General features: G+C 38.2%; 30 protein-coding genes. 22 read left to right on the forward strand and 8 right to left on the reverse strand.

Annotated features, from left to right (window positions below; all coding sequences use genetic code 11):
• Positions 1–22: 22 nt before the first annotated feature.
• The 4 genes from FHK89_RS03705 to FHK89_RS03720 all read right to left on the reverse strand — a co-directional run bounded on the left by FHK89_RS03705 (position 23) and on the right by FHK89_RS03720 (position 1,146).
• Entirely contained in the window at positions 23–220 is a 198-nt protein-coding gene (locus FHK89_RS03705; protein ID WP_230656918.1) for a hypothetical protein, read from the reverse strand.
• On the reverse strand, positions 210–428 hold the full coding sequence (locus FHK89_RS03710; RefSeq protein WP_230656921.1) for a hypothetical protein: 219 nt from the start codon (positions 426–428) through the stop codon (positions 210–212). The genes FHK89_RS03705 and FHK89_RS03710 overlap by 11 nt, the downstream gene beginning before the upstream one ends.
• Positions 425–868: a phage regulatory CII family protein gene (locus FHK89_RS03715; RefSeq protein WP_230656924.1), complete on the reverse strand. Its 444-nt coding sequence runs from the start codon at positions 866–868 to the stop codon at positions 425–427. The genes FHK89_RS03710 and FHK89_RS03715 overlap by 4 nt, the downstream gene beginning before the upstream one ends.
• Positions 869–945: 77 nt before the next feature.
• The gene (locus FHK89_RS03720; protein WP_230656927.1) at positions 946–1,146 is read right to left on the reverse strand and encodes a hypothetical protein; all 201 of its coding nucleotides are present in this window, start codon (positions 1,144–1,146) and stop codon (positions 946–948) included.
• A 127-nt stretch (positions 1,147–1,273) separates the two neighbouring features.
• Between FHK89_RS03720 and FHK89_RS03725 the strand changes: the two genes are divergently transcribed.
• From FHK89_RS03725 to FHK89_RS03810, 18 genes are all read left to right on the forward strand, one after another.
• A complete protein-coding gene (locus tag FHK89_RS03725) occupies positions 1,274–1,996 on the forward strand; it encodes a S24 family peptidase (protein WP_230656929.1) in 723 nt (240 codons plus the stop codon).
• Between the two features lie 13 nt (positions 1,997–2,009).
• On the forward strand, positions 2,010–2,243 hold the full coding sequence (locus FHK89_RS03730; RefSeq protein WP_230656931.1) for an excalibur calcium-binding domain-containing protein: 234 nt from the start codon (positions 2,010–2,012) through the stop codon (positions 2,241–2,243).
• Between the two features lie 14 nt (positions 2,244–2,257).
• The gene (locus FHK89_RS03735) at positions 2,258–2,515 is read left to right on the forward strand and encodes a hypothetical protein (RefSeq protein WP_230656933.1); all 258 of its coding nucleotides are present in this window, start codon (positions 2,258–2,260) and stop codon (positions 2,513–2,515) included.
• A gap of 30 nt (positions 2,516–2,545) precedes the next feature.
• Complete coding sequence (locus FHK89_RS03740; RefSeq protein ID WP_230656935.1) at positions 2,546–2,785, forward strand: hypothetical protein; 240 nt, start codon at positions 2,546–2,548, stop codon at positions 2,783–2,785.
• Complete coding sequence (locus tag FHK89_RS03745; RefSeq protein WP_230656939.1) at positions 2,782–3,171, forward strand: type II toxin-antitoxin system VapC family toxin; 390 nt, start codon at positions 2,782–2,784, stop codon at positions 3,169–3,171. The genes FHK89_RS03740 and FHK89_RS03745 overlap by 4 nt, the downstream gene beginning before the upstream one ends.
• Before the next feature lie 95 nt (positions 3,172–3,266).
• On the forward strand, positions 3,267–4,238 hold the full coding sequence (locus FHK89_RS03750) for a hypothetical protein (protein ID WP_230656941.1): 972 nt from the start codon (positions 3,267–3,269) through the stop codon (positions 4,236–4,238).
• Positions 4,225–5,322 carry a hypothetical protein gene (locus tag FHK89_RS03755; protein WP_230656943.1) on the forward strand — a complete coding sequence of 366 codons (1,098 nt, stop codon included), beginning with the start codon at positions 4,225–4,227 and terminating at the stop codon, positions 5,320–5,322. The genes FHK89_RS03750 and FHK89_RS03755 overlap by 14 nt, the downstream gene beginning before the upstream one ends.
• Complete coding sequence (locus FHK89_RS03760) at positions 5,309–5,998, forward strand: hypothetical protein (RefSeq protein ID WP_230656945.1); 690 nt, start codon at positions 5,309–5,311, stop codon at positions 5,996–5,998. Before FHK89_RS03755 ends, FHK89_RS03760 begins: the two co-directional genes overlap by 14 nt.
• Before the next feature lie 351 nt (positions 5,999–6,349).
• Entirely contained in the window at positions 6,350–6,766 is a 417-nt protein-coding gene (locus FHK89_RS03765; protein WP_230656947.1) for a hypothetical protein, read from the forward strand.
• Positions 6,763–7,410, forward strand: coding sequence for a hypothetical protein (locus FHK89_RS03770; RefSeq protein ID WP_230656949.1), 648 nt, complete (start codon positions 6,763–6,765; stop codon positions 7,408–7,410). Before FHK89_RS03765 ends, FHK89_RS03770 begins: the two co-directional genes overlap by 4 nt.
• A 13-nt stretch (positions 7,411–7,423) precedes the next feature.
• Positions 7,424–7,690, forward strand: a complete 267-nt coding sequence (locus tag FHK89_RS03775) for a hypothetical protein (protein ID WP_230656951.1) — start codon at positions 7,424–7,426, stop codon at positions 7,688–7,690.
• Positions 7,690–8,352, forward strand: a complete 663-nt coding sequence (locus tag FHK89_RS03780) for an ATP-binding protein (protein ID WP_230656952.1) — start codon at positions 7,690–7,692, stop codon at positions 8,350–8,352. The genes FHK89_RS03775 and FHK89_RS03780 overlap by 1 nt, the downstream gene beginning before the upstream one ends.
• Positions 8,353–8,371: 19 nt before the next feature.
• A complete protein-coding gene (locus FHK89_RS03785) occupies positions 8,372–9,163 on the forward strand; it encodes a hypothetical protein (RefSeq protein ID WP_230656954.1) in 792 nt (263 codons plus the stop codon).
• A gap of 15 nt (positions 9,164–9,178) precedes the next feature.
• Positions 9,179–9,358: a hypothetical protein gene (locus tag FHK89_RS03790; protein ID WP_230656956.1), complete on the forward strand. Its 180-nt coding sequence runs from the start codon at positions 9,179–9,181 to the stop codon at positions 9,356–9,358.
• Positions 9,359–9,361: 3 nt separating this feature from the next.
• Positions 9,362–9,796, forward strand: a complete 435-nt coding sequence (locus FHK89_RS03795) for a hypothetical protein (protein WP_230656958.1) — start codon at positions 9,362–9,364, stop codon at positions 9,794–9,796.
• A gap of 240 nt (positions 9,797–10,036) precedes the next feature.
• Entirely contained in the window at positions 10,037–10,267 is a 231-nt protein-coding gene (locus FHK89_RS03800; protein ID WP_230656960.1) for a hypothetical protein, read from the forward strand.
• Between the two features lie 12 nt (positions 10,268–10,279).
• The gene (locus tag FHK89_RS03805; protein WP_230656962.1) at positions 10,280–11,002 is read left to right on the forward strand and encodes a 3'-5' exonuclease; all 723 of its coding nucleotides are present in this window, start codon (positions 10,280–10,282) and stop codon (positions 11,000–11,002) included.
• A complete protein-coding gene (locus tag FHK89_RS03810) occupies positions 10,999–11,262 on the forward strand; it encodes a helix-turn-helix domain-containing protein (protein WP_230656964.1) in 264 nt (87 codons plus the stop codon). The genes FHK89_RS03805 and FHK89_RS03810 overlap by 4 nt, the downstream gene beginning before the upstream one ends.
• Before the next feature lie 488 nt (positions 11,263–11,750).
• Here the strand turns inward: FHK89_RS03810 and FHK89_RS03815 are convergent, their stop codons facing one another.
• On the reverse strand, positions 11,751–12,059 hold the full coding sequence (locus FHK89_RS03815) for a YeaC family protein (RefSeq protein ID WP_230656966.1): 309 nt from the start codon (positions 12,057–12,059) through the stop codon (positions 11,751–11,753).
• A gap of 55 nt (positions 12,060–12,114) precedes the next feature.
• Positions 12,115–13,107, reverse strand: a complete 993-nt coding sequence (locus tag FHK89_RS03820) for an NAD(+) kinase (protein WP_268992922.1) — start codon at positions 13,105–13,107, stop codon at positions 12,115–12,117.
• 465 nt (positions 13,108–13,572) lie between these two features.
• Between FHK89_RS03820 and FHK89_RS03825 the strand changes: the two genes are divergently transcribed.
• Positions 13,573–14,295 carry a Bax inhibitor-1/YccA family protein gene (locus FHK89_RS03825; RefSeq protein WP_230656969.1) on the forward strand — a complete coding sequence of 241 codons (723 nt, stop codon included), beginning with the start codon at positions 13,573–13,575 and terminating at the stop codon, positions 14,293–14,295.
• 92 nt (positions 14,296–14,387) lie between these two features.
• On the opposite strand, the gene FHK89_RS03830 is transcribed toward FHK89_RS03825, so the two are convergent.
• A complete protein-coding gene (locus FHK89_RS03830; protein WP_230656971.1) occupies positions 14,388–15,032 on the reverse strand; it encodes a hypothetical protein in 645 nt (214 codons plus the stop codon).
• 35 nt (positions 15,033–15,067) lie between these two features.
• On the reverse strand, positions 15,068–17,956 hold the full coding sequence (locus FHK89_RS03835) for a heavy metal translocating P-type ATPase (RefSeq protein ID WP_230656973.1): 2,889 nt from the start codon (positions 17,954–17,956) through the stop codon (positions 15,068–15,070).
• A gap of 249 nt (positions 17,957–18,205) precedes the next feature.
• Between FHK89_RS03835 and mrcB the strand changes: the two genes are divergently transcribed.
• From mrcB to prmA, 3 genes are all read left to right on the forward strand, one after another.
• Positions 18,206–20,680: a penicillin-binding protein 1B gene (mrcB, locus tag FHK89_RS03840; RefSeq protein ID WP_230656974.1), complete on the forward strand. Its 2,475-nt coding sequence runs from the start codon at positions 18,206–18,208 to the stop codon at positions 20,678–20,680.
• An 81-nt stretch (positions 20,681–20,761) separates the two neighbouring features.
• On the forward strand, positions 20,762–21,682 hold the full coding sequence (locus tag FHK89_RS03845) for a tetratricopeptide repeat protein (RefSeq protein ID WP_230656975.1): 921 nt from the start codon (positions 20,762–20,764) through the stop codon (positions 21,680–21,682).
• A gap of 87 nt (positions 21,683–21,769) precedes the next feature.
• Positions 21,770–22,684: a 50S ribosomal protein L11 methyltransferase gene (gene prmA, locus FHK89_RS03850; protein WP_230656978.1), complete on the forward strand. Its 915-nt coding sequence runs from the start codon at positions 21,770–21,772 to the stop codon at positions 22,682–22,684.
• The last annotated feature ends 6 nt before the right edge of the window (positions 22,685–22,690 follow it).

The following is a 22,690-nucleotide window of genomic DNA, read 5'->3' on the forward strand; positions in this document are numbered from 1 at the left end:
CCAACAGATGGGGTTTTACTATTTATGAATTTCCGTTTTTTCCGTTCACGTTTCGTTCATTTGCATTCATTTTGCGTTCACGCTCTTTTATTTCTATTTGTTTGCAACAATCAATGAATGCCCGTGCCCAATCGCTCATTGGTTCATCATCTTTAGCGATGGTTGCAGTGCATGACTGTTTTAGATGTTGCAATTGTTTATTTCTATGTTCATGCGTCACAATTCTTCCTCCCAAACTTCGCAACCATCATTCGATTTTTCTCAATCAGTTTTTTCTTAACTTTGTTGCTGTAATGCCCACAAGTCAGACCTGTATTTACCGCAGGATTTGCCCCACCGTTGTCTTGTAGCCACTCTTCAACGGCTGAGCTTGTCTGTTGCTTTGGGTAATGGGATGCTGGTCCGTAGTGGATTTCTTGTGTGCTCATTTCATTAACTCAATAAACTTCTGCATTTCTGTGATAACACTGTGAGCCCTCTCAGTCAGCACTGCCATATCATTCTTACAAAGCTCACCATCTGCTTTTCTTGCCAGCAATTCAGCGCAGGTTTCACCCTGAGCTGACATAGCACACATAAACAAATCTGTTAATGTTTCAATACAGCGCTCATTCTCAATTTCACAGTCAGGCAGTTTGATAAATACACCGCCTAGCCGAAATGCTATCGCTTGAGCTATACGGTCATCATTGGTAAATGTCATCATTTTTATAGCTTCATCTAGTCGTAGATGATGACTATCCATATTCGGGTTAACTTTGTTTCGTAGCACTGCTGATGACATACCCATACGTGGTGCTAATGACTCGCAACCACCCGCATAATCATGAGCTGTGCTATAGATTGCATCTTGAATATTCATAGGCATCGTGCGTTACTCCATGATTTGCACGTTTTTTTTAAAATAACTAGCCAATAAGATTTATACATAGATAGTTATAGTTCCTAGGCAGGTTCTTGGTTGTGGGCTTGGAGAGGTGTAATTTCCTCTAATGATTGAGGCATGAAGATATCAGGATAATCCACCTTTATTGCTTTGGGGATTCCACGCTTTTTCCAGTTAAACACTCGTTGATAATCCATTCCGAAGTAACTGGAAATGGCTGAAACACCTCCTAACCTCTCAATAATTTCATTGTCATTCATTAGAACCACCCATAAACAATTTGTTTAATCAATAGTAAACAAAATATTTATACAAGTCAATTTTGTGTTTAACAATTATTGGTAAATCTTTGATTTAATACTCACAAGTCAACAAGGTGTTTAAGTTATGTCAGACAACCATCCAACTATGCAGCGCATTTTTGATCAAACAGGTAAAAGCCCTTCTGAGGTTGCCAGTGATTTGAATACATCACCTCAAAATATTACTAATTGGTCAAAAAGAGGTATATCAAAAGCAGGTGCTATAGAGGCTTCAAAAAAATACAACTTAAGCCTAGATTGGCTATTAACAGGCAAAGGCAAACCAACAGAAGAAAAGCCGTCCATTGCAGATTTGCAGGCTAAGATTAATCAAATACAGAGTGATAATGGACAGGCAGATAACAACATACCAAGCGATACTAATCGTGTTGCTATGACGAATCTAGGTGAAGTGCCTATTATTAGTTGGGTAGCAGCAGGAAGTTGGTCAAATGTAGAACCTGTAACCATGGAGGACGCTTTGGGCTTTGCACCTCGTCCTGCTCATCTATCAAAGAATGGTTTTGCGCTGCGGGTACGTGGACGTAGTATGTTGCCAGAGTTTAAGCCAGAAGAGATTATCTATGTTGAACCTGAAGCAGGATTGTTTACCCTTAAAGATGGTGACTTAATTGTAATTCAAGGCAATGACGACACTGAAGCTACTTTTAAGCAATTGGTAATTGGTGACACATCAGATGATATGTACCTAAAACCATTAAACCCCGACTGGCCAGAACAAAAAATGATACCCATGAGTGAATGTCGCTTGGTGGGTAAAGTGATTGGGAAATATGTGGTTTATTAATTAAGGACAACTTATGAAAAAGCTAGCAATATTAATCAGTTTTACAATCATCTTTACCCCCTTGGCTCATGCCAAGCAAAGAGTAACCTGCAAGGACTTTAAAACCCAAAAAGAAGCACAAGCATGGTATGAGCAGCGTAAACGTGCAGGTCAAAAAGGCTGGAAGGCACTGGATAGAGATAAAGACGGTCAGGCTTGTAATTGCTTGCCCGGTGGGAATGGGACACATTGTCCTAAGAAGAAGTAATAAGAGGGATTATTATGTTAGATAGATTAGTTGTATTTTTTGGTCATGGTATACGTGGAGTACTTTTGGGTACGGCATATCTAATATTTGTTATAGTTCTTGATAGTTTTATACCTGAAAGTACGTCCTCTTTCTTGGGAGAAATTTCAATGGCACCATTTCATACTTTACTCTTGTTTTTAGGTCTGATTGGCTTTCTTAGTTTGACAATTCAATTATGGATAAAAGACTGGGAAAGAGGATATATTCCATCTTGGTATATCACTAAATAGCTCCAGGTTGATGGAAACAAGGACAAAACCATGCAAATAGAAATCAGTACAGCACCGCCACAAATAAAAAACTGGCTGAATAGTGCCAAAAATGGTGAACCCATCATATTTACTGAACAAGGACAAATTGTCGGTCGCATTGCCATTGATGAGCCAACTGACCTACCTAGACGCCAAGCAGGATTATTGGCAGGTGTCAGCCTAGATCCAGCTTTTTTTGAGCCATTAGATGATGATGAGCTGGCTCTTTGGAATGGAGATAGTGAATGACAGGCTATCTACTAGATACCCATGCCTTAATCTGGTGGTGGACAAACCCTAACAAACTATCACAACAAGCATTTGATGCCATATCTAACCCATGCAACATCATATTTGTCAGCTCTGCCAGTATTTGGGAAATGGCAACCAAACATCGTAAAGGTAAGCTGGGCGAAGCTCAAAAAATACTAGATAAATTTTCATCGCTCATGCTGATAAATAACTTCAAGCATCTACCTATCAACTGGCAACATGCCAAGCTATCAGGTGAGCTACCTCAATCACACTCTGACCCATTTGACAGAATGTTAGTTGCTCAAGCTATGTTAGAGAATTTGACATTAATTAGCTGTGATGGGGCTTTAGCAGACTTTGATGTTAGCTTATGTTGGTGAGTTGTTTGGTGGGTATTGTTTGAAAAAATAACACGACACTCATCGTCGCATTATTATTGTAACTGATTCTAATCAAACAAAAAAAGGATTAAACTATGGCAGAAACAACAAATACAGCTCAATTAGCAAATAAGGTATCAAGTGAAATTTTTGAATTCTTAAAATGGAAAACTCATTTTGCAAAAGATTTTAATTTTGATTGCAATAATCCAAATCATAAAAAAACAGAACATCCTTGTGATGTTGTATTCTACTATAAAAATCCTTATACAGACAAAACTATCTACCTAAACACTGATCTTAAAAGCTATAAAAAAAGCAGTATCAATTCTAATAAAGTAAGGAGTGCCTTAAAAAGTCTAGCAATGAGTATTGAATGTGCATTTGTAAGTGAAAAATGGCAAGAACAATTTACCAATGATTGCGATTTTGATATCTATGGCTTATTATTCATTTATAACTATGATGGAAGTTTCTCTCAAAATTCTGAAAAAAATATTTTAAACAATATAGCTACCGATAAGCTGGGTATCACAAAGAATCATCCAATTGCTGTTTTTGATCCAATAACTGTTCAGTATTTGCTTAATGTCATTGATGACTTGAAAGATCAATTGAGAGAGAGAAAATTATTAGATCATACTGCTTATAACTTTTACTACCCAAACCTAGTAACAGCTAAAACGCATAGACTTGACAGTTATCCAGCAACTATAGAAATGATACTATCTCCATTTATGATTGTACAATTTAAAGGTAATCTTTATAATAATTTTGTTGTGTACTATCAAGAGTTAGGGGCATCACCAGAAGAATTTATTTATTTAATTGATACCTTAGCAAACCATCAAATTTTAAGTAGTGATAATATAATACAAGTTGTCCTTAATAAAGTGAATGGGAATAACTGTATAGCACACTTTAATACAGCAAAACGGACTTATGCTGAACTATATGGAATGGAGGTTGATGGTGATATTTTTAGCAATCTTATTGTAAAAACTTTAATAAAGAAATATCAATATTATGATCCACTAGATGAGAGAATTACTGATGAACAAAATTAAAGGTAAACAGTTTTTTAAAACAGATAAAGATATTTACGACCAATTAGTACAAAGAAGTCCTAGTAAGTCCAGTATTCTTTATCATTTAAAACAAAGGGGATTATTATTTTCTCATGATTTAGATAAACAAGAGTTAGCAGAAACTATTAGCCCTTGGTTTACAAGTTATTTTGATCAGAAGTTTATAGTTGATGAGCTCGGAGGAAGTGGATCTTATAGTAAAAATGACTACTCAGAAGTTCTGTTAGATTTTGATAGCCAAGAGATAAAAGAAATATTATCTGATATGAAAAGCGATCTTGGTATAAGCTTTACACAAAGTGGTGAATCATTAGAGGTCTTAAAAAACTACACTAAATCTGACTTCACTAAAAATACTTTATCACAGAATATTGAAAAAACAGCTCAAATAAAACTTGAAAAGACAAAAGATAATAAAATTTTAATTCGAGGCAACTCAGATGAAGAAGCAGATAGAATCATAAACACATTTAAGGAAAAGATAAAGGAGAAACATTCTGATGATTATACTGAGTTTAAAATTGATCTTTCCAATATTAGTGATCCTATAACAAGAACCAACTTTTTATTAAAGCTTAGTCAATCTATAGAGGGTTATGATATATGCGATATGCAATCAGCATCCATCTATAAGATGAATAAACCTGATAGCTTAACTGAAGCTGATGAAGAAACTGTAGGCTTTATTAAAAGAATGGTGCTTAATGGGGGCTCAGTTCATACATCTTCAGAACTTAACAAGTTACTATCTGAAGAATTCTATTTAACAAAAATTGATTGGACAATGAAAGGCAAACTTGCTTCAGATGACAAAATTGACTTATGTGCAGAATTTAATGACTATATAAATTGCAAAGAATTTAGATATGCTTTGAAACGTGTTTATAAAAGTAAAGATAATGGTGAACATAATTCAACTGGTCAACCACCAACATCTATTCATAAACAGAAAATTTTACCCAAAATAGAGTCCTCAGCCAAAAAAATTTATAATGAAATTATAAAGTCACAAATAGATGATAACTCTGATGATAAAAACATGAGTGAACATGAAGACAATTAAATGGTTTAAAGTTGGAATTCCTGTCAATATAAGGGATTTTGCAAATAAATTAAATAACAACCATTTTCAAGAAGGGTTGCCGTCAGGCTTCATTCTAAATAAAGCTACACAAAGAGAAATTACTGGCAAGTTTATAGAAGAGAAGGTCTTTAAAAAGGAGGTTGTAAATCCTCTTGGTGATTCTGAAATAATATCTATTCCAGATTTCAATATTGTAGACTTTAAATTTATTAATATTAATAATAGTTGGTTATTAGAGATACACAATACACCACGTTCAATCAAATCATTTAGCAATAAACTAAGCGTGCTACTTGGAGTTGGATTTTATATAGATAATATCCATTTAGATCTTAAGAAGTTAATTCTTGAAATCGAAAATGATATTAGCAAGTTAAGTGTTACCAAGATAGAAGTTTACAATATTAATATTCAAAATATTGCTCTTGGACAAATGTTAATTACTAGTCCAAACGATGTTAGGCAAACTCTTGATAGTTATTTGATTGATAAGACAGGTTATAAAATTGATTATATTAATGCTAAATTTACTAATCATGAATCTTTTACTGGTAGCTTTGAAGTCAGAAGTAATACTCGAATAGATATTAAAGGCATGCCTGTACAATCTTTTTTGAACGCCTATTTGTCCACCCTTTTTAAACTTATATTTTAAATGTTAAATATCACTTTAATACATGAAGCCAGAAAATTTTCCTGTTTTTTAGATACAAAGTCATAGTTTTTGTTAATTTCACCCTAGTCTAATCTGTCACCTTTATACCCCAAACCGCCCCCACAGGCGGTTTTTTTATGTCTATCAGCCACCGCAAGGTGGTTTTTTTGTGTCTTTAAAACATTATGTTTACTTTTATGTGTAAATAATTAAACATTTTGTTCAAAAATCCCTTGCAACTATTAAACATTTTGTTTAACATAAATCCATCACATCAACACAGGCACAAAAAAGCCCCAACGAATTCTTGGCGGAATTTGGGGCTTTACTCACAAAAGCGAGAGAAAAATTATGACACAGATACTACAAAGATTGCAACTGGGCAATCGTAACACACCAACAGCTTATCGCTTTGGCAGCAGAGAAATCTTAACAGTACATGCTAATGGCGCCGCTGAAATATGCAATCTCACTGGCGAACCAGTCCATGTTATCGGTTGGGACGGTATACGCAACATGGGCTACTGCCCTGCCAAACTACTACGTGGCGAAACTGTAGACCAGTTTTTAGACACGCCATCTGTTGATTTTAAACAGATGGCATTTAGTGTCATTGGCACATTAGCGTTAATGGCATTTTTAGCATCAGCAATGGTGCTAGTTGGCAACATTACTGGCTGTACTAAATTTATCGTACAGCAAGCTGAAAAAGATGTTGCTGTATCAACAGTTTACCCCCGAATCAATAATGAGGAGGGTGGCAAATGAAATCACATATCAACCCTAAATCCTTTAAAAAGCGCAAGCAAGGTAACTACTGTGCTCAAGTAATCATCACATTAGATGATGGGCATCACATCACATATGCAGTACGTACGGTTGACGATCATTTTGACAAAGAAAATATCTATGTGTTTAACAATGGCAAATGGCAGCTTACAAAGCCTGACGAAGCAACGCTACAAGCATTAATAGCTCCGATCATTGCATACGCACGAGTTCTTGGCGACCACTGCAAACGCAAAATGTCTGACAAAAATGGCGACTATTGGCAGCCATATTGCGACTGTCATCTAGCATGTGATGATGACTCATATCACCTACTTAAAATTGGTAACTGCCTTGTTTACGCAAACCAACCGAGGGGCTGGGGAACTCCCTACGAACTGACATACACAAACTTGTCAGATGTGGCAAATAAAGTCGATGCAAAGCCAGTTGATACAGACAATGCCAAGCTTATGCAACGTATCAATAAGCAATTGGCATTTGGTCATCAAAAAGTACAGCGCATGATTGACAGCCGTCCAGTCGGCTACGCTGCAGGTATGACATGGGATATGGTAAATGACCATCGTCATGCTATGAGCAGCAAAGACTATCGAAAATTCAGAAACAGCTTTAGTAAATAATAAGGATCAAACAATGACTGACGAAATGTTAAACAGCCAAGATGATAACTGGCAACAGATGCTAGAAGAGGAAGAGCGCAAAAAGCAAGAAGAAGAAGCACAAGCGCAAGCGGCTTTTCATGACAGTGGCATGGCTTCTGATTTTTATCCAGATTATGACTGCAAATATCATCTTGAATTACAAGCACAACAACTGTCAGGGCTACAGGCTTTACAAAGCACAGCACAGTTGCTTGACCCAACTAATCAAGAATTAATGCAAATGTTTGGAGGTGTGTGATGGCTATCGTAACTATGATTTTAGGCAACTCAGGTGAAGGCAAATCTTACAGCTTAAAACACCTTGACCCTGCCCTATCTGGTGTTATCAACGTCATGAATAAGCCCTTGCCATTTCGTGAAGGTCGGCATATTACCAAAGTGGCAACTGATGACCCATTTGAAATTAATGAATTATTGCCAAAACTTAGAGCACCCATCATCGTCATTGATGACTTTCAATACATCATGGGCAATGAATATATCAAAGGGGCCACACAGCAGTACAAAGGTGATGCTGCATTTCAACGCTACAATCAAATGGCATACAACGCTTGGAGCATCATCAACACTGCTATAACTCAAGTTGATGGTAACAAAAGGGTTTATATATTAGCTCACGTTCAAGAAGAAAATGGGCGCACCAAAATTAAAACCATTGGCAAAATGCTTGACGAAAAGATTGTCTTAGAAGGCATGGTGACTATGGTTTTGCAAACTACTGTCCGTGAAGATGGAAACTTCTTTATGACTCAAAACAATGGGTTTAATACAGTCAAAAGCCCAGAAGGAATGTTTCCGACCGATCTCATTCCCAATGACTTGAACGCTGTCGATGATGCCATCTGCGAATACTACGGTATACCTAAAAATGGCGTAAACCCACAACTCCAAATAGCTTAATTAATTAAAGGACAAAATCATGAATATACAACCTATCGTATTTAACAAAGAAGAAGCATTAAAAGCTGGCGGCAATGGCGGGGCTTTTTTTGAAGGCAACACTGAGCAATTGGTTAAAATCGCTCGTGCTGAATTTGTCACATCTAAGAATACTGGCGGCATTGGTATTGAGTTTGACGTATTCAATAAAGATGGGCAAAAAGGCTACTTTACTCTTTGGTATCAAAGAGCAGATGGTTCTCATATCGAAGGATTTTATCGTACTTTACAAGCAATTATGGGGTTATGTGGTGCAACAACATTAACACCAGTACAAGCAACCATCGAAAAATGGGACTTTAATGCTAATAAAGCACTCCCCACACCTATGATTGTAGCAAATGAATTGATGAATAAATATTTCACTGGGTTATTTATCAATACTTTTGAGCTTTACGATGGTAATAAAAAGAAAAAGATGGAGCTGTATCGACCATTTAATCAAAAACGACAGTCATTGCAAGAACAATATGACCAAGCTCCACCCAAAGAAATAGAGGTTCTAAAAGACCTTATGATTAAAAAGTCATTGGAAATGGAAGCGGAAGTTGATAGTAAATTGGCTCAACCAACTGGCTTTAATAACAACCAAAGGCAGCATCAACAACAGCAGTCAAACAATGTTACTTATCAGCGCACACCACCTAACAACAATATGCCTGTAAATAGCAGTGTGTCACAACCTAATCAAAACCAGATGAATAGTGCTGGCAATCAATCTAATGGCGGTTTTATAAACGATGCTCCAGTAGATGATGATATTCCATTCTGAAGATAAGGTATCAATATGAATGATCAAAAAATAGCATTAGCAATCGAGACATTAATGGCTGACAGTTTGGAGAAAAAGCTAAGTCATCAAGATGAAGTGCAAGTTATTATCAGACGCAATCAAACCGTCATCTGTGATAAAACATTTGTAGCAGAGGACTGGTTTGGTCAGATTGACCTAAAAGAAAAGGACTAAGTTATGAATGATAAGTTACTAAAACAGTTAAGCAAAAAAACACAAGAAGCGATTATTAAAGTTGAAGATATCCTTGCAGACGAGCCACTTGGCTTGTCTCTTGGAGAGCTACAAACCAAAGCTAAGATGTCATCATCTGCGGTTAAAAACACATTAGAAATAATGGATAACGTGGCGTACAAGAATGGCATGTATATTTTATTGGACAATGAAAATGAAACACCTGAAGAGGAAGAAGTTAGTCAAGTTATCTCATCTGAAAAGAAGAAGGTTAAGAGAAATAAACCTTTTACGCCAAACCCAATCAGAGGTTATGAGGTGCAAAAAGGCAAAGCCAAAATATTCCTCGAACGTCGGGCATGTAGTAAGACTTTGACACTCACTATTGAGCATTTAGAAGAGCTAACTAATGCTGTCAAAAAGGCAGAGCGTTATTAAACCCAGCCACGGGGATATGTGGACGTGTCAAGCTATGAGTGATGCGCATAGAAACAACCATAGCAGCGGAGATGGTGAATGCCTTAATGATATGCTCCACACCAGACAAAGCCGTTGGCAACTGACGATATAGTTGCACCTAATAAGGCGGGTTAAGCATAAAAAAACGATGGAGTACCGTCGTTGCAGGACTGGTAATACTGGTCGCCCGTCACCCTATTTGTAAAGAGAGACTGAATTATGGAAGAAGAGACTATCATTAAACCTTTATGTCTTGGTAATGCAATGACAGTTAAAGTAGCTAAAAGTGTGGTAATTCATAAAACTTTGAACTTTAAAACTGGAAGCACAATAACCAAAGATGTTTTTAAAATCATACATGAATCTGAGAATTACTCTTCAAGCCAACCAATCCCAAAACAGGTTTATAACGCCCTGATTGCATGGCAGCAACAGATAGATAAAGAATAAGGACTATAAATTATGAAAGCATGGATATTGGACACCGAAACCACAGGGTTAGTTGACCCGCACATGACAGAACTTGCCTACTCTATCATATATATTGATGAAAATGGCATACGAGTTATACAAGAACCACGCTCAAAGCGGTTTAACCCTTGCAAGCCTATTGCACTAGGCTCAATGGCAACCAGTCATATTACTGATGAAGATGTAGCAAATGAGCCACCACATACAGATTTTAAACTGCCTGCCAGCGTAGGTTATCTAGTTGGCCACAACATCGACTTTGATATGCAGGTTTTACGCAATGCTGGTATCACTCATGCGCCAAAGCTAATCTGCACACAAGCTATGGCACAACGGTTGTTGCCAGAATTGGACAGCCATAAATTGGTTGCCCTACTCTATTACTTTCATCATGATTACGCACACAAGTACGCTAAAAAGGCTCATGCTGCAGTCTGGGATATTGAATTTACAGCCATAGTATTGCAGTCACTCATAAAGTTAGCAAATAGCAATGGTGAAAACATTGTTGATATGGAATCTCTATATCAGTTTAGTGAGATTGCACGTATTCCACTTTATATGCCATTTAAAAAATATAAAGGTAAAACTATTACTGATTTAGCAATCGAGGACCCTAAATACCTGCAATGGGTTGTTAACAACGTAACAAACAATGATTATCTGGTTAAAGCCTGTCAGCAGGCATTATTAAACAAAGGAGAGCCAAAATGATACCTAAAAAGCCTTGGGCACAATATACAGAACAAGAAAAAGAAATCATGCGTACCGCTGTTATGCACGCACCACCTGACGCACCTTTTTCACCAGAGTATGCCGCGGCATACCTTGGCAAGTCGTCAAGTACATTGCAATACATGAGATGCCATCAATCAGACGGCATTAAGTTCAGTAAAGTTGGACGGCATGTACTTTATAAAAAAAAGCACCTCGACGAATATATCAATAATTGCGAGCAACAATGCACAGCATAAATAAAAAGCCAGCGTCAAGCTGGCTTTTTTGATACTCCAAAAGGTATTACTATCCGTTCATCATTGAGTTCTACAAACTATATAGTTCAAAATAAAAAAACATAGAAATCTATTGTTGCTTATTGTTGTTATGGTTTTTTGATACTATTCTGATACTCGAAAAATGTTGTTACATGTTGTTTGTTGTTGTTGTTAATAATTCACTAAACCCTTATTCTTAAAGGGTTTGTGTTGTTAGATGTTGTTTGTTGTTTGTTGTTGTTGCTTAATGTTTTTAAGGCCTGTATGACTCATAATCCGTTGGTCGTAGGTTCAAGTCCTACTGGGCCCACCATATTTGAAAACCCTTACAAGCTAATGTTTGTAAGGGTTTTTTATTACCTGTAACTTTTATATCTCTGTACTAAAAAACAAACATACTTGAAACTGATATAGATACTATCTGTCTGTATACTTTGTATACTGCGACGATTTTTTTGATTAAAACTTTATGAGCGAAATTTAACAGGTTTGATATCACCTGTCGGATTAGGCAAGTTGGGATAATGATGTTCATGTTCTACATCACACGCTTCACCTACCACAGCCCCTGTGTCATCCACAGGTTTATGAATATAGCCAATCCGCTCTTCAGGTGGCAGGTGCTCATGTTCCCAGATCATCACCGCTTGTAAACACGTTTGACGCTGCTCATCGCTAAGTACACGTCCATCTGGCCATTTGCCAATCTCGATTGCCGTACGAAACTTATCGACTATCTCAGGGGTCAAACTGGCCAGTACTTGCTGTTTATCCATATAAATTACCTCACTAAAATTCATTCACCATTTTAATTCTAAAACCATCTATCTTTTATACATCTTCATCTCGATCAAGATTAAACTCTTCAGCATGAGTATTCCAATTAAGTTTAGTGCGACATGCTTTATAAAAGTCAAAACCAGGAGGGTGTAATAAAGTTAACTTATCTGGATGTTTACGAATATGTAATCGCTGTCCATGATCCAAAGGCACACTGGTTTTACCATCAGCACTAACCATTGGTTGGGTACGGTTATCTTTATGGATTTTAATCACAATCTCACTGGTACCACTCACCACAATGGGTCGACTCGATAAAGTATGCGGATGCATGGGTACAAGGCATATTGCATCCATACTTGGATGAATAATAGGACCACCACCTGATAATGCATAGGCAGTTGATCCTGTTGGAGTTGCAACAATCAAGCCATCACTGTGCTGACGATACACATCGAGTCCATCAATTTTCATTTGAAAATCAATCATGTGTACCGACTTTCCTGCATGCAATACCACATCATTCAGTGCCATATCTTCATGTACCACACGCCGTCCATCACGTATCTCACACGTCAATAAAAACCGCTGATCAAGTTGATAATCACCCATCAACACTTGTTGCAGCTTTTGACCCGCTTCATCGGGATTAACATCTGTCAAAAATCCTAACCGCCCTCGATTAACTCCTAATACAGGCACACGATATCTTGCCAATGCATGAGCCGCATGTAATATAGAACCATCACCACCAACAACAATCACCAAATCACATATCTCACCAATCAAGCTGCGCCTAACCACTTGAAGCCGCTCAAGCGACTCAAGATCCACATTGGGTAGATGACCAGTTTCTGAGTCCATAATCAGACTCAAGCCCATCTTATTAATCGTTTGTGCGATCTCATTGATCGTCTGGATAACCGTCTTTTTACGCACACGTCCCATCAAACCAATACGACGAAACGCTGGATTTTTGATATTACAAAATAAGGTGGAATCCGACAGATGCGGAAGTTTAGCAGATTGCAAGGAGTGTTCCATGAGTTAGAAGACTGTATTGAGATTAGTATTTATAAGTAAGAATGCTATATTATAAATATAATATAACAAACTCATCTATATAGTAGCATTAGCAGTAAGATATATATAAAAATAATAACTTTATGATAGACTGGCGGTACAATATAAAGCATAAATATGCTTACAAAGTCTATATTTGGCAAGCCTAGCATAATTTTTAAGAGTATGCAGCTTAATAATTTATAACCGTTTGATTATTGTATTTATAAAATCAATTCCTATAATATTTATTACTGGATAAAAGCATTAATCAGATAGCAGTAGGTTGAGCGTTTAATAAACATTTAATGAATTGCACCTATAATAACCGCCGTTCATACTCTATCCCACTACTATCAAGTATCAAGCTTTTTATTTTTTAATACCAAGTCTTAATCTCAAGCAACATTAAGATAACACGATTTTTACTTAAAAAGGACTCATATTATGGCAAACCCTATTGTCAGCCGTACTGAGCTGAGTGTTGGCGGTCGTGCAATGACAGTCAAAGGCGTGATTCAAAAGACCAGCTTTTTGCTGGGTCTGACCACTGTCGCTGCATTAGGATTTTTCTTTTTTATTTTAACTCAAGGGATGAGTGGCTCTTTTCTTAAAATTGCCACTTTTGGTAGCATGTTTGCTGCCTTAGGCTTAGCCATATTCATCACTTTTAAACCCCAAATGGCAAAAACTTTGGCTGCACCTTATGCTATCCTAGAAGGCATATTTTTAGGGGGTATTTCTACTGTTTTTATGTCCTATGCCCCTAGTATTCCTTTAACTGCATTAAGTGCAACTTTTGTAACTGCTGCCATTATGCTCGGACTATATAGCACAGGCGTCATTAAAGTGACCGAAAAATTTCGCTCTATCATGATGTCAGCGATATTCGCTATTATGCTGATATACATTGTGCAATGGATCATGAGTTTGGCATTTAGCTCAAGCCTTCCCTTCTTATTTGATGGGGGTATCGTTGCCATTGGCTTTAGTTTATTTGTGGTGTGTATCGCTTCTTTTAGTTTACTACTTGACTTTGATAATGTTGAGCGTGGCGTAGCAGCAGGCGTTTCTGAAGATTTTGAATGGTTATTTAGTATTAGTATCTTAGCCTCATTAGTTTGGATGTATATCGAGTTTATGCGTCTATTAAGCTATTTACAAGATTAGTCTTAGCCAAAACTCACTTGATTTTTAACACTATTTAACTCATTCCATAAAAAACCGCCTGAACAACAGGCGGTTTTTTTATGAGTGCTTCCTTATAGAGTACCCTCAACCACAATCATTTGTGCATAACTCAATAGCTCATCCCACCATGCCAAAAGATGTTGTAAAAATTGTTGATAATCCAAATTATCAACACAAATATGATTTTGATTGGCTTTGATATTATTTATTATCTGCTGAAAAGTGCCATTATCAAACCAATTGAGACCACAATAGTCAAATGAGTCTTCCATACCATAAGGTATTTGTAATGGAAATACTTGTTTAAAATAAGGCAAGATAATATCAAAATCATCACTAGGAACAAATATCACATGCTTTCTAGCAATAAAAGGTTGATAATAGTCACCTGATTGTGTTTCTCCCCACATAATAAAGCCAATCTTAGAATGTGGATCATGACTACTTATGACAGTGATTGTTGCATTGATATTCTTAATAGCTTTGGCAATACAATGCTCATGATCTGTTTGTTTGGGATTAAAAAAACGCCAATAAGTCATTTTAGCAAGTGACTCTTCACACTCCGTTTCCTGACAAATCCTAGCAATATTTTGTTGATGATAGGCTTGTATACTCTTTTGTACATTACCTTGATTTTGTTGTAGTAGTTGCTGAGCATATCCTATTGGTAGAGCAAGCTGACTTCTCAGGTTTTTTATTTTTTCTATGTCCATATCTATCCTTTTTTTTATTTTATAGCTAACTATATTTATACCCTTTTTAGCCGCAAAGCATTTAATACCACCAATAGTGAGCTCAGCGACATACCAATAGCCGCAAGCCACGGTGGGACGTAACCTAATGCCGCAGGTATAAGTACCACGGTATTATATCCAAGTGCCCAATATAAATTTTGTTTAATAATATTATGGGCTTTATCTGCTACTCGTTTGGCATCAATAACAGATTGCACTTTTCCATCTAGTATCACACTATCACTTGAGACTTGAGCCAAATCAGCAGCACCCGCTATCGAAGTAGAAATATCTGCTGCCGCTAATACTGGCGCATCATTGATACCATCTCCTACCATCATCACCACCGCACCTTGCTGCTGCAAATCTTGGATATGAGTCACTTTATCTTTAGGAGATAAACCATGATAGGCATGCTCTATACCCAGCTTTTTTGCCACCACAAAAGCCTGCTTGCTAGGATCACCTGTGAGCATTAATGGGGTGATGCCTCTGGCTTTGATATTAGTAATCATCTGTACCATATCCTCACGAATGGCATCATTAAAATAAAAATACGCCACTGGCTGCCAAAGATTACCAGCAGCCTTTTTATGTTCACTATGGTGCTTACTATTTTGTTGCTTATTATCCTCGTCTAGCGTATCTACGACACCAGATAATCGAGACAAAACAATCACACTACTGGCATTATATTGTTGTAAATCGGGCATTTTTAGTGGCGATGTTCGTGATGATTTTTGTGACGATAATGACAGTTTGGTATCCTCTGCCATAATGGATTGATTGACAGACTGATTAACAGGTTGATTGGTCGCGAACGCCATGTGTCCCAAGCGATAGAGCACTCCATCTACCTGTGCTTGAACCCCGCCAGCAGGATATAACTGCAATGCTTGAGTACTGGGTAAATGCAGTTGATAAGCAGCGGTGAGTAGCGCATACGCAATGGGGTGGCGACTACCCACTTCCATGGCAGCAGCAATCGCAAGTAGTGCTTGGGCAGAGGTATCCTTTTTATCATTAGATTGACTCAGTGCCTCTATATGTAACAAATTTGGCTGACCATAAGTCAAAGTACCTGTTTTATCAAAGGCAATGTGAGTCACTTCTGCCAAAGTTTGTAAAGTATGTCCACGAGTTGCCAAAAATCCATAATGTGCAAGACGATTGGTTGCCACAGTCAAGGCAATTGGTGTTGCCAGTGATAACGCACAAGGACAGGTAGCAACCAATACCGCAACCGTTGCCCATATTGCTTGACTGATGTCATTGGGATCATAAAGACACCAACCCACAAATACCACTATAGAAAACACCAATACACGGGCAACAAACCAACGTGCCCACTTATCTGCCTTTTGCGCAATTTTTGGTTTTTCACTCATGGCACGATTCATCAAACGATCAATCAAACCAATTTGACTGTCTTTAGGTAGAGCTGTTACCAACATCACAAAAGGCTGACTGTCATTTTGCGAGCCACCAATCACGGCATCACCACACTGCTTAACAATCAGATCACTCTCTCCTGTTAGTAAGCTTTGCGACACAGTTGCAGACTGGCTACACAGCACCCCATCTGCTGGTACATCACTGCCTGCTTCTACTAAAATTACATCACCAATTTGTAAAGCCTGTGCGGTGATACTTTTAATATGTGTACTGCTGTTTGTCTCTGCTGGTTTATTTTTTTCTACTTCTACCTCTATACCATCACCATCTAAATTATCTGCATACTGAGCCAAATTTGCTAGTTGCTGTAAAAAATGTTGCTGGTCAGCCACACTATCACTGCTATTTTCTTGATCATTATCATTAGTAGTTGCTTCCAAACTCACTTCAAAGTTTGCTACTTGCAAATAGCGAACTGCCATACTAGCAAGCTGTGTATCAGTGCTGAGTCTTTTGACCAAAGTTGGTTCTAACACCACCAGATCATTTGCCATATTTGCCGCTTTTAAACGTGCATTATGCTCTATATAACGACCTGCCAATAAAAAGAAGATAAACATGCTAACTGAGTCATAATAGGTCTCACCTTGACCAGAAATAGTAGCAAACAAACTGGCAAAAAAAGTAACCGTCAATGCAATACTAACAGGCACATCCATATTGACCTGTCGTGCTTTTATCGCTGCCCAGGCAGACAAATAAAAGGGCAAGCCTGAATAAAAAAACACAGGCACACTGACAAACAATGAGACCCAACGTAAAAAATCACGTTGCGCCACTAACATGCCACGATATTCACCAAAATACATGCCAACAGCAAACATCATTGCTTGCATTGCTCCCAAAGCAGCAATACCCAAGCGGATCAGCATTTGTTTATTATGCCGTGCCAACATCGCCTCATGTGTATCTTGGCGATAGGGTTTGGCATCATAACCAATCTGATTGATGGTCAATAAAATCTGACTAATAGGTAATTTTTGCTCATCCCAAATTACCCGCATTCGCTGATTGGTCAAATTCACTTGACACTGCTCCACACCCTCAAGCTCATATAAGCGAGTTTCAATCAACCACGTACAGGCTGCACAGCGTAAGTTATTCACCGATAATTCAGCAACAGACAATCCATCTTGAAGATAGACAAACTGCGCCTTTATTTCAGCATGATCATAAGCTTCAAGCTGTGTCATCTGAGCTGGCAAGCTTGCCGTACGATTGATTTCTGTACGATCAAGATAATACTGCTCCAGCCCCGCCTCTACAATACTTTCAGCAGCAAGCTGACAGCCCAAACAGCACATTTCTCGAGTTTCGCCTAGTATCTGCGCATAAAATGGAGGTGTTGGTACAGGATCACCACAGTGAAAACAATAGCCTGCATCAGGAACGACCAAATGCTCAAATAGAGCATTTGCGGTATTAGGATTATTTGTATGATTTGTCATTGATTTGCACAGTCACGTCGCATTATAAAGTTACAAAAGTTATGCCATAAATAAAATCGGCAAAATATTGTAACAGTTTTTACATAACCAACTTTTGCTATTATTGTTCATCTTTTACAACTATCTGTCAGTAAGCTATCAATATTGATGACAGCAAAAAACTATTAACCACTATTTACCATGCAATTATTGAAAAAGCTGCATTTTTACGTCATCATTAGCTAGTTTTAGTCAATTTGGTAACCATCTGTGCAAGTTCAAACGAATCATCTTTCTGTTTTAAAACCTAAGCCACCGTCTCACAACACTCAAAAAGGTTTTGTGATTGGATTTATATTTTTAATTATCCTCATCGTGGCACTAATCCTAATCACATTGTATGTACTCAAACTAGACTCTACCATTACCTCAAAGTTTGAAGGTAAGCGCTGGAATATTCCTGCCAAAGTGTTCTCTCAACCCTTAGAGTTATATCAAGGGGCAGAAGTAACTGACGCAGATTTACAATCTTGGCTAGAGTTACTTAATTATCGTAGCAATAAACAATATGAACGCACAGGCACATATAATAAAGCAGGTAATGACTATTACATTCATACTCGTGGCTTTAAATACAGTGCAAATGATATTGATGAAGAACAAGTTATTAAGCTTCAGCTCAAAAATGGCAAGATTACAACCATTCAAAGCACAAAACCCAATAAAGTGGGTATTGTACGTTTAGAGCCTGTCACCATTGGAGGCATTTATCCTGATAATAATGAAGACCGTCTGGTTGTCTCTATAGATGACGTACCCCCTACCCTCATTGAAGCTTTAATTGCCACCGAAGATCGTGGCTTTTATGAGCATAAAGGCATCTCTTTACGGGGCATTGCACGCGCAATTTATAATAATTTTTCAGGTAAATCCATGCAGGGTGGTTCTACCATTACCCAACAGCTTATCAAAAACTTTTATCTCAACTCCGAGCGTAGCTTAAAGCGTAAAGCCAATGAAGCAGTCATGGCCCTGCTACTTGAATTACATTACGACAAACGTGAAATTCTACAGACCTATCTTAATGAAATTAACTTAGGACAAAATGGCAACCGCTCCATTAATGGCTTTGGTTTAGCTGCACAGTTTTACTTTAACCAACCCCTAAAAGAACTGCGTCTAGATCAGCAAGCAATGCTCGTCGGACTTGCTAAAGGACCAACTCAATATAATCCCAGACGCAACCCTGAACTTGCATTAGAGCGTCGCAATACCGTACTACACAACTTATTAGTCACAGGCAAAATTGACCAGCAAACTTATGAACAAGCCATTGCTGAACCCCTTGATGTAATTGAAAAAGCAAGTGTGGGTAAAAGCCGTTTCCCTGATTTCTTAGACATAGTAAAACGGGAGCTAAATACCGTTTATCATCAAGATGATCTCAAAAATGAAGGCTTACGCATATTTAGTACCTTAAACCCAATCTCTCAATTAGCCGCAGACAAAGCTGTTGAAGATAGACTGGCACAACTACGAAAAACCAGTAGTAAAACCAAAGACTTACAAGCTGCTTTGGTAAGTGCAAATCCTGATACAGGTGAATTGGTCGCTGTTGTGGGTAGTGGTAGTGAATTTACTGGATTTAACAGGGCAATTGATGCCAAACGTCAAGTCGGTTCATTATTAAAACCTGTCATTTATATGACTGCATTAGAAAAAGGCAAATACAACCTTGCCAGCCCTGTCGATGATTCTCCAGTTACTATCCGCTTAGCTGATAATACGAATTGGACACCAAAAAACTACGATGGACGTGATCATGGCTATGTGCCTTTGACCCAAGCGTTGGCAAAATCTTATAACCAAGCGGCTGTCAATACAGGCATGGCCTATGGTGTGGGCACCTTTGTCAATCAATTACATCGTCTTGGTATCAAAGAAAAAATCCCAACTTATCCCTCTATCTTTTTGGGATCAGTCGATTTAAGTCCAATGGATATGCTTGGCGTTTATCAGGTTTTTGCCTCTGGTGGCTTCCACACCTCAATCCACAGTATCCGTAGTGTCATCGATAATCGAGGCACAATTTTGCAGCGTACAGGACTCAATACCAAAGCTGCCATACCCGCTGATGTCAACTATTTAACCAACTATGCCTTACAACAAGTGGTTGAAAATGGTACAGCAAAAAAAGCAAAATCATTGGGTGCAGATCTAAATTTAGCAGGTAAAACGGGTACAACCAACGATTATCGGGATGCATGGTTTGCTGGCTATAGTGGTAACTATGTTAGCGTCGTTTGGGTTGGTCGAGATGATAATAAGCCCATTGGTCTAAGTGGTGGTAGCGGTGCGCTGCCTGTTTGGATAGACTATATGAAACGCTTAAAACTTGCAGCCGTTGCCCCTGCCCAGCCAAGCACCATCGAATGGTTATGGCTTGAAAATGGCACAGGTAAGTTATCACAAGAAGGTTGTGAAAATGCGGTTTATGTGCCTGTATTAACCTCAGCCACACCGCAAGATGCCAGTGAGTGTTCTATACGCCGCTATGAAGAAGAAGTACAACGGCAACAATTAGAATGGTTACGAGAACATCAACTCGCACCACAATCAGATGAAGAAGTGGTTGTAGAAGACAGTGAGAGTACAGATGACACATCCAATTCTACTGATGACAATAGCGATAATAGCAACAATAGAAGTGACACTTGGTTTGATAAAGCATTAGAATGGTTTTAAAGTTCTGTGTTGAATCTATTTTGCACAATAAACCATGAATATAAAAAGTAACTTACCTTATATAAGGCAAGTTGATTAATTATGCAACAATCACCTTTAGAGCACAAATCAATGACAATAGATTCAGCCAAAATCAATAAAATCAGACTGAATATATCTTCTCGCACACTATTTGGCTTCAATATCAGCGCGAATGCACCAATGGTTACCGCTTTGCTGTCATCCATTTTGCTTTGTGCTTGTCAAAGTGCACCAACCACAACCAAAGTTATTACCCATCCTCAAACTCCAACGCAACAATCTACTTCAACGACTGTTTATATCCCTACCCAATCTGACACGGTGCATACTGAATCAACAAATGCAGAGCCGATTCAGACTCAAAGCAATGAAAGTAGACAAGCCGCTTCAACCCAACAAACAGAGACTACTGTAATAGAAGATTGGACAGATGACCAATCTGATCAGTCACCTGTGGTGATCCCACCTGCTGATGAGACATCAACTGAAAACACTACTACACCTGTACCCGCTATACCACCATCTGCTTCTGAACCCGACTCAGCAGTGGTTATCATCATACCGCCAAAACCTGATCCTGAAGAAACTCGAAGAATATTATTACAGCGGGCAAGGCAAAATTCACAAGCCAATAATGCCAGTTCTACTCCCCTACTCAACAATGGTGATAACTTGCCTGCCTTTCGCCAGCTTATGGATAATGGCATCTCACAACTAAAAACCAATCAACTCAGTGCCGCTGAAAACTCTTTTACTCGGGCTCAAAGACTCGCACCACAATCCTCAGCGGTGTATTTTTATCTTGGTCAAGTGGCGCTCAAAAAAAACCAACCACGTAAAGCTGAAGCAGTAGCACGCCGTGGTTTGACAGTGGCACAGTCTGCACAGCGTCGTCAGGCATTGTGGCAAGTTATTTTATTGGCAGGACAAAAACAAAATAATCCAAATGTGGTGCAAGAAGCACAAAACGCTTTGCGATAAATTGAGATAAACATAATCTTATATGCTAGCCCTTATCTTTAACCAGTCATAGTTTATAAATTTAGCTTCATTTTTAAAGGAATTATCATGCCTTGGCAACAATTACACCTACAATGTCAAAAACCACAAGTTGATCTAGCAGAAAGTCTACTTTTAGAAGAAGGTGCTTTGTCAATCGTATTAGAAGATGCTGGCGATCAACCCTTATTTGAACCCATGCCAGGACAATCACCCTTGTGGGATGAAGTGATATTAACGGCCATCTTTAGTGCAGATATGGCACAAGCCATTGAAAATATAGCACAAGAAATTGCCACACAAACCAATGCCAGCCGTGTGTGGAGCTCTCAAGTCAGTGATAAAGACTGGGAGAGAGAATGGATGAGCCACTACCATCCAATTGAATGTGCTAATGATTTATGGATTGTACCTAACTGGATACAACCACCAAACCCCCAAGCAACCAATATCATCATGGACCCAGGACTGGCATTTGGTACTGGCTATCATGCCACTACCCGCTTATGTTTAGACTGGCTTACCGAACAACAGCTAAAAAATAAAATTGTCATAGATTATGGCTGTGGCTCAGGCATCTTAGGGATTGCCGCTTTATTATTGGGAGCAAAACATGTCTATGCCGTTGATATAGACCCACAAGCCGTATTGGCAACTAACCAAAATGCTGAGCGTAATAATGTGCATAAACAGTTAACGGCATTTTTACCTGATGAGTTTAATGAGTATCGACAACAACAGCAGCTAGATAAAGTAGATATCATCACTGCTAATATTTTGGCAAAACCACTGATGCAGCTTGCTCCTTACTTTGCTACCTTAATTAAACCACAAGGGCAAATTGTCTTAGCAGGACTTATTGAGCCTCAACTTGATGAAGTGAAACAAGCCTTTGCTACATGGTTTGATTTACCTAACTCCCATAGCTTCAAAGATGCAGAGGATAGTCACTGGCATCGCTTATCAGGTTTATTAACAGACTAGCAACCT

Origin of the sequence: Psychrobacter sp. I-STPA10 (genome assembly GCF_021012795.1) — a bacterium.
In the GTDB taxonomy this organism is placed as follows: Bacteria; Pseudomonadota; Gammaproteobacteria; order Pseudomonadales; family Moraxellaceae; genus Psychrobacter.

Excerpts from the sequence above, each read along its gene's own strand:
- FHK89_RS03800 (WP_230656960.1), top strand. The coding sequence starts at position 10,037 with ATGGAAGAAGAGACTATCATTAAACCTTTATGTCTTGGTAATGCAATG.
- FHK89_RS03760 (WP_230656945.1), top strand. The coding sequence starts at position 5,309 with ATGAAGACAATTAAATGGTTTAAAGTTGGAATTCCTGTCAATATAAGG.
- FHK89_RS03795 (WP_230656958.1), top strand. The coding sequence starts at position 9,362 with ATGAATGATAAGTTACTAAAACAGTTAAGCAAAAAAACACAAGAAGCG.
- FHK89_RS03775 (WP_230656951.1), top strand. The coding sequence starts at position 7,424 with ATGACTGACGAAATGTTAAACAGCCAAGATGATAACTGGCAACAGATG.
- FHK89_RS03735 (WP_230656933.1), top strand. The coding sequence starts at position 2,258 with ATGTTAGATAGATTAGTTGTATTTTTTGGTCATGGTATACGTGGAGTA.
- FHK89_RS03750 (WP_230656941.1), top strand. The coding sequence starts at position 3,267 with ATGGCAGAAACAACAAATACAGCTCAATTAGCAAATAAGGTATCAAGT.
- FHK89_RS03825 (WP_230656969.1), top strand. The coding sequence starts at position 13,573 with ATGGCAAACCCTATTGTCAGCCGTACTGAGCTGAGTGTTGGCGGTCGT.
- FHK89_RS03765 (WP_230656947.1), top strand. The coding sequence starts at position 6,350 with ATGACACAGATACTACAAAGATTGCAACTGGGCAATCGTAACACACCA.
- FHK89_RS03755 (WP_230656943.1), top strand. The coding sequence starts at position 4,225 with ATGAACAAAATTAAAGGTAAACAGTTTTTTAAAACAGATAAAGATATT.
- FHK89_RS03835 (WP_230656973.1), bottom strand. The coding sequence starts at position 17,956 with ATGACAAATCATACAAATAATCCTAATACCGCAAATGCTCTATTTGAG.
- FHK89_RS03830 (WP_230656971.1), bottom strand. The coding sequence starts at position 15,032 with ATGGACATAGAAAAAATAAAAAACCTGAGAAGTCAGCTTGCTCTACCA.
- FHK89_RS03725 (WP_230656929.1), top strand. The coding sequence starts at position 1,274 with ATGTCAGACAACCATCCAACTATGCAGCGCATTTTTGATCAAACAGGT.
- FHK89_RS03810 (WP_230656964.1), top strand. The coding sequence starts at position 10,999 with ATGATACCTAAAAAGCCTTGGGCACAATATACAGAACAAGAAAAAGAA.
- FHK89_RS03740 (WP_230656935.1), top strand. The coding sequence starts at position 2,546 with ATGCAAATAGAAATCAGTACAGCACCGCCACAAATAAAAAACTGGCTG.
- FHK89_RS03815 (WP_230656966.1), bottom strand. The coding sequence starts at position 12,059 with ATGGATAAACAGCAAGTACTGGCCAGTTTGACCCCTGAGATAGTCGAT.
- FHK89_RS03715 (WP_230656924.1), bottom strand. The coding sequence starts at position 868 with ATGCCTATGAATATTCAAGATGCAATCTATAGCACAGCTCATGATTAT.
- FHK89_RS03780 (WP_230656952.1), top strand. The coding sequence starts at position 7,690 with ATGGCTATCGTAACTATGATTTTAGGCAACTCAGGTGAAGGCAAATCT.
- FHK89_RS03730 (WP_230656931.1), top strand. The coding sequence starts at position 2,010 with ATGAAAAAGCTAGCAATATTAATCAGTTTTACAATCATCTTTACCCCC.
- FHK89_RS03790 (WP_230656956.1), top strand. The coding sequence starts at position 9,179 with ATGAATGATCAAAAAATAGCATTAGCAATCGAGACATTAATGGCTGAC.
- FHK89_RS03845 (WP_230656975.1), top strand. The coding sequence starts at position 20,762 with ATGCAACAATCACCTTTAGAGCACAAATCAATGACAATAGATTCAGCC.
- FHK89_RS03745 (WP_230656939.1), top strand. The coding sequence starts at position 2,782 with ATGACAGGCTATCTACTAGATACCCATGCCTTAATCTGGTGGTGGACA.
- FHK89_RS03720 (WP_230656927.1), bottom strand. The coding sequence starts at position 1,146 with ATGAATGACAATGAAATTATTGAGAGGTTAGGAGGTGTTTCAGCCATT.
- FHK89_RS03820 (WP_268992922.1), bottom strand. The coding sequence starts at position 13,107 with ATGGAACACTCCTTGCAATCTGCTAAACTTCCGCATCTGTCGGATTCC.
- FHK89_RS03770 (WP_230656949.1), top strand. The coding sequence starts at position 6,763 with ATGAAATCACATATCAACCCTAAATCCTTTAAAAAGCGCAAGCAAGGT.
- FHK89_RS03785 (WP_230656954.1), top strand. The coding sequence starts at position 8,372 with ATGAATATACAACCTATCGTATTTAACAAAGAAGAAGCATTAAAAGCT.
- prmA (WP_230656978.1), top strand. The coding sequence starts at position 21,770 with ATGCCTTGGCAACAATTACACCTACAATGTCAAAAACCACAAGTTGAT.
- FHK89_RS03805 (WP_230656962.1), top strand. The coding sequence starts at position 10,280 with ATGAAAGCATGGATATTGGACACCGAAACCACAGGGTTAGTTGACCCG.
- FHK89_RS03710 (WP_230656921.1), bottom strand. The coding sequence starts at position 428 with ATGAGCACACAAGAAATCCACTACGGACCAGCATCCCATTACCCAAAG.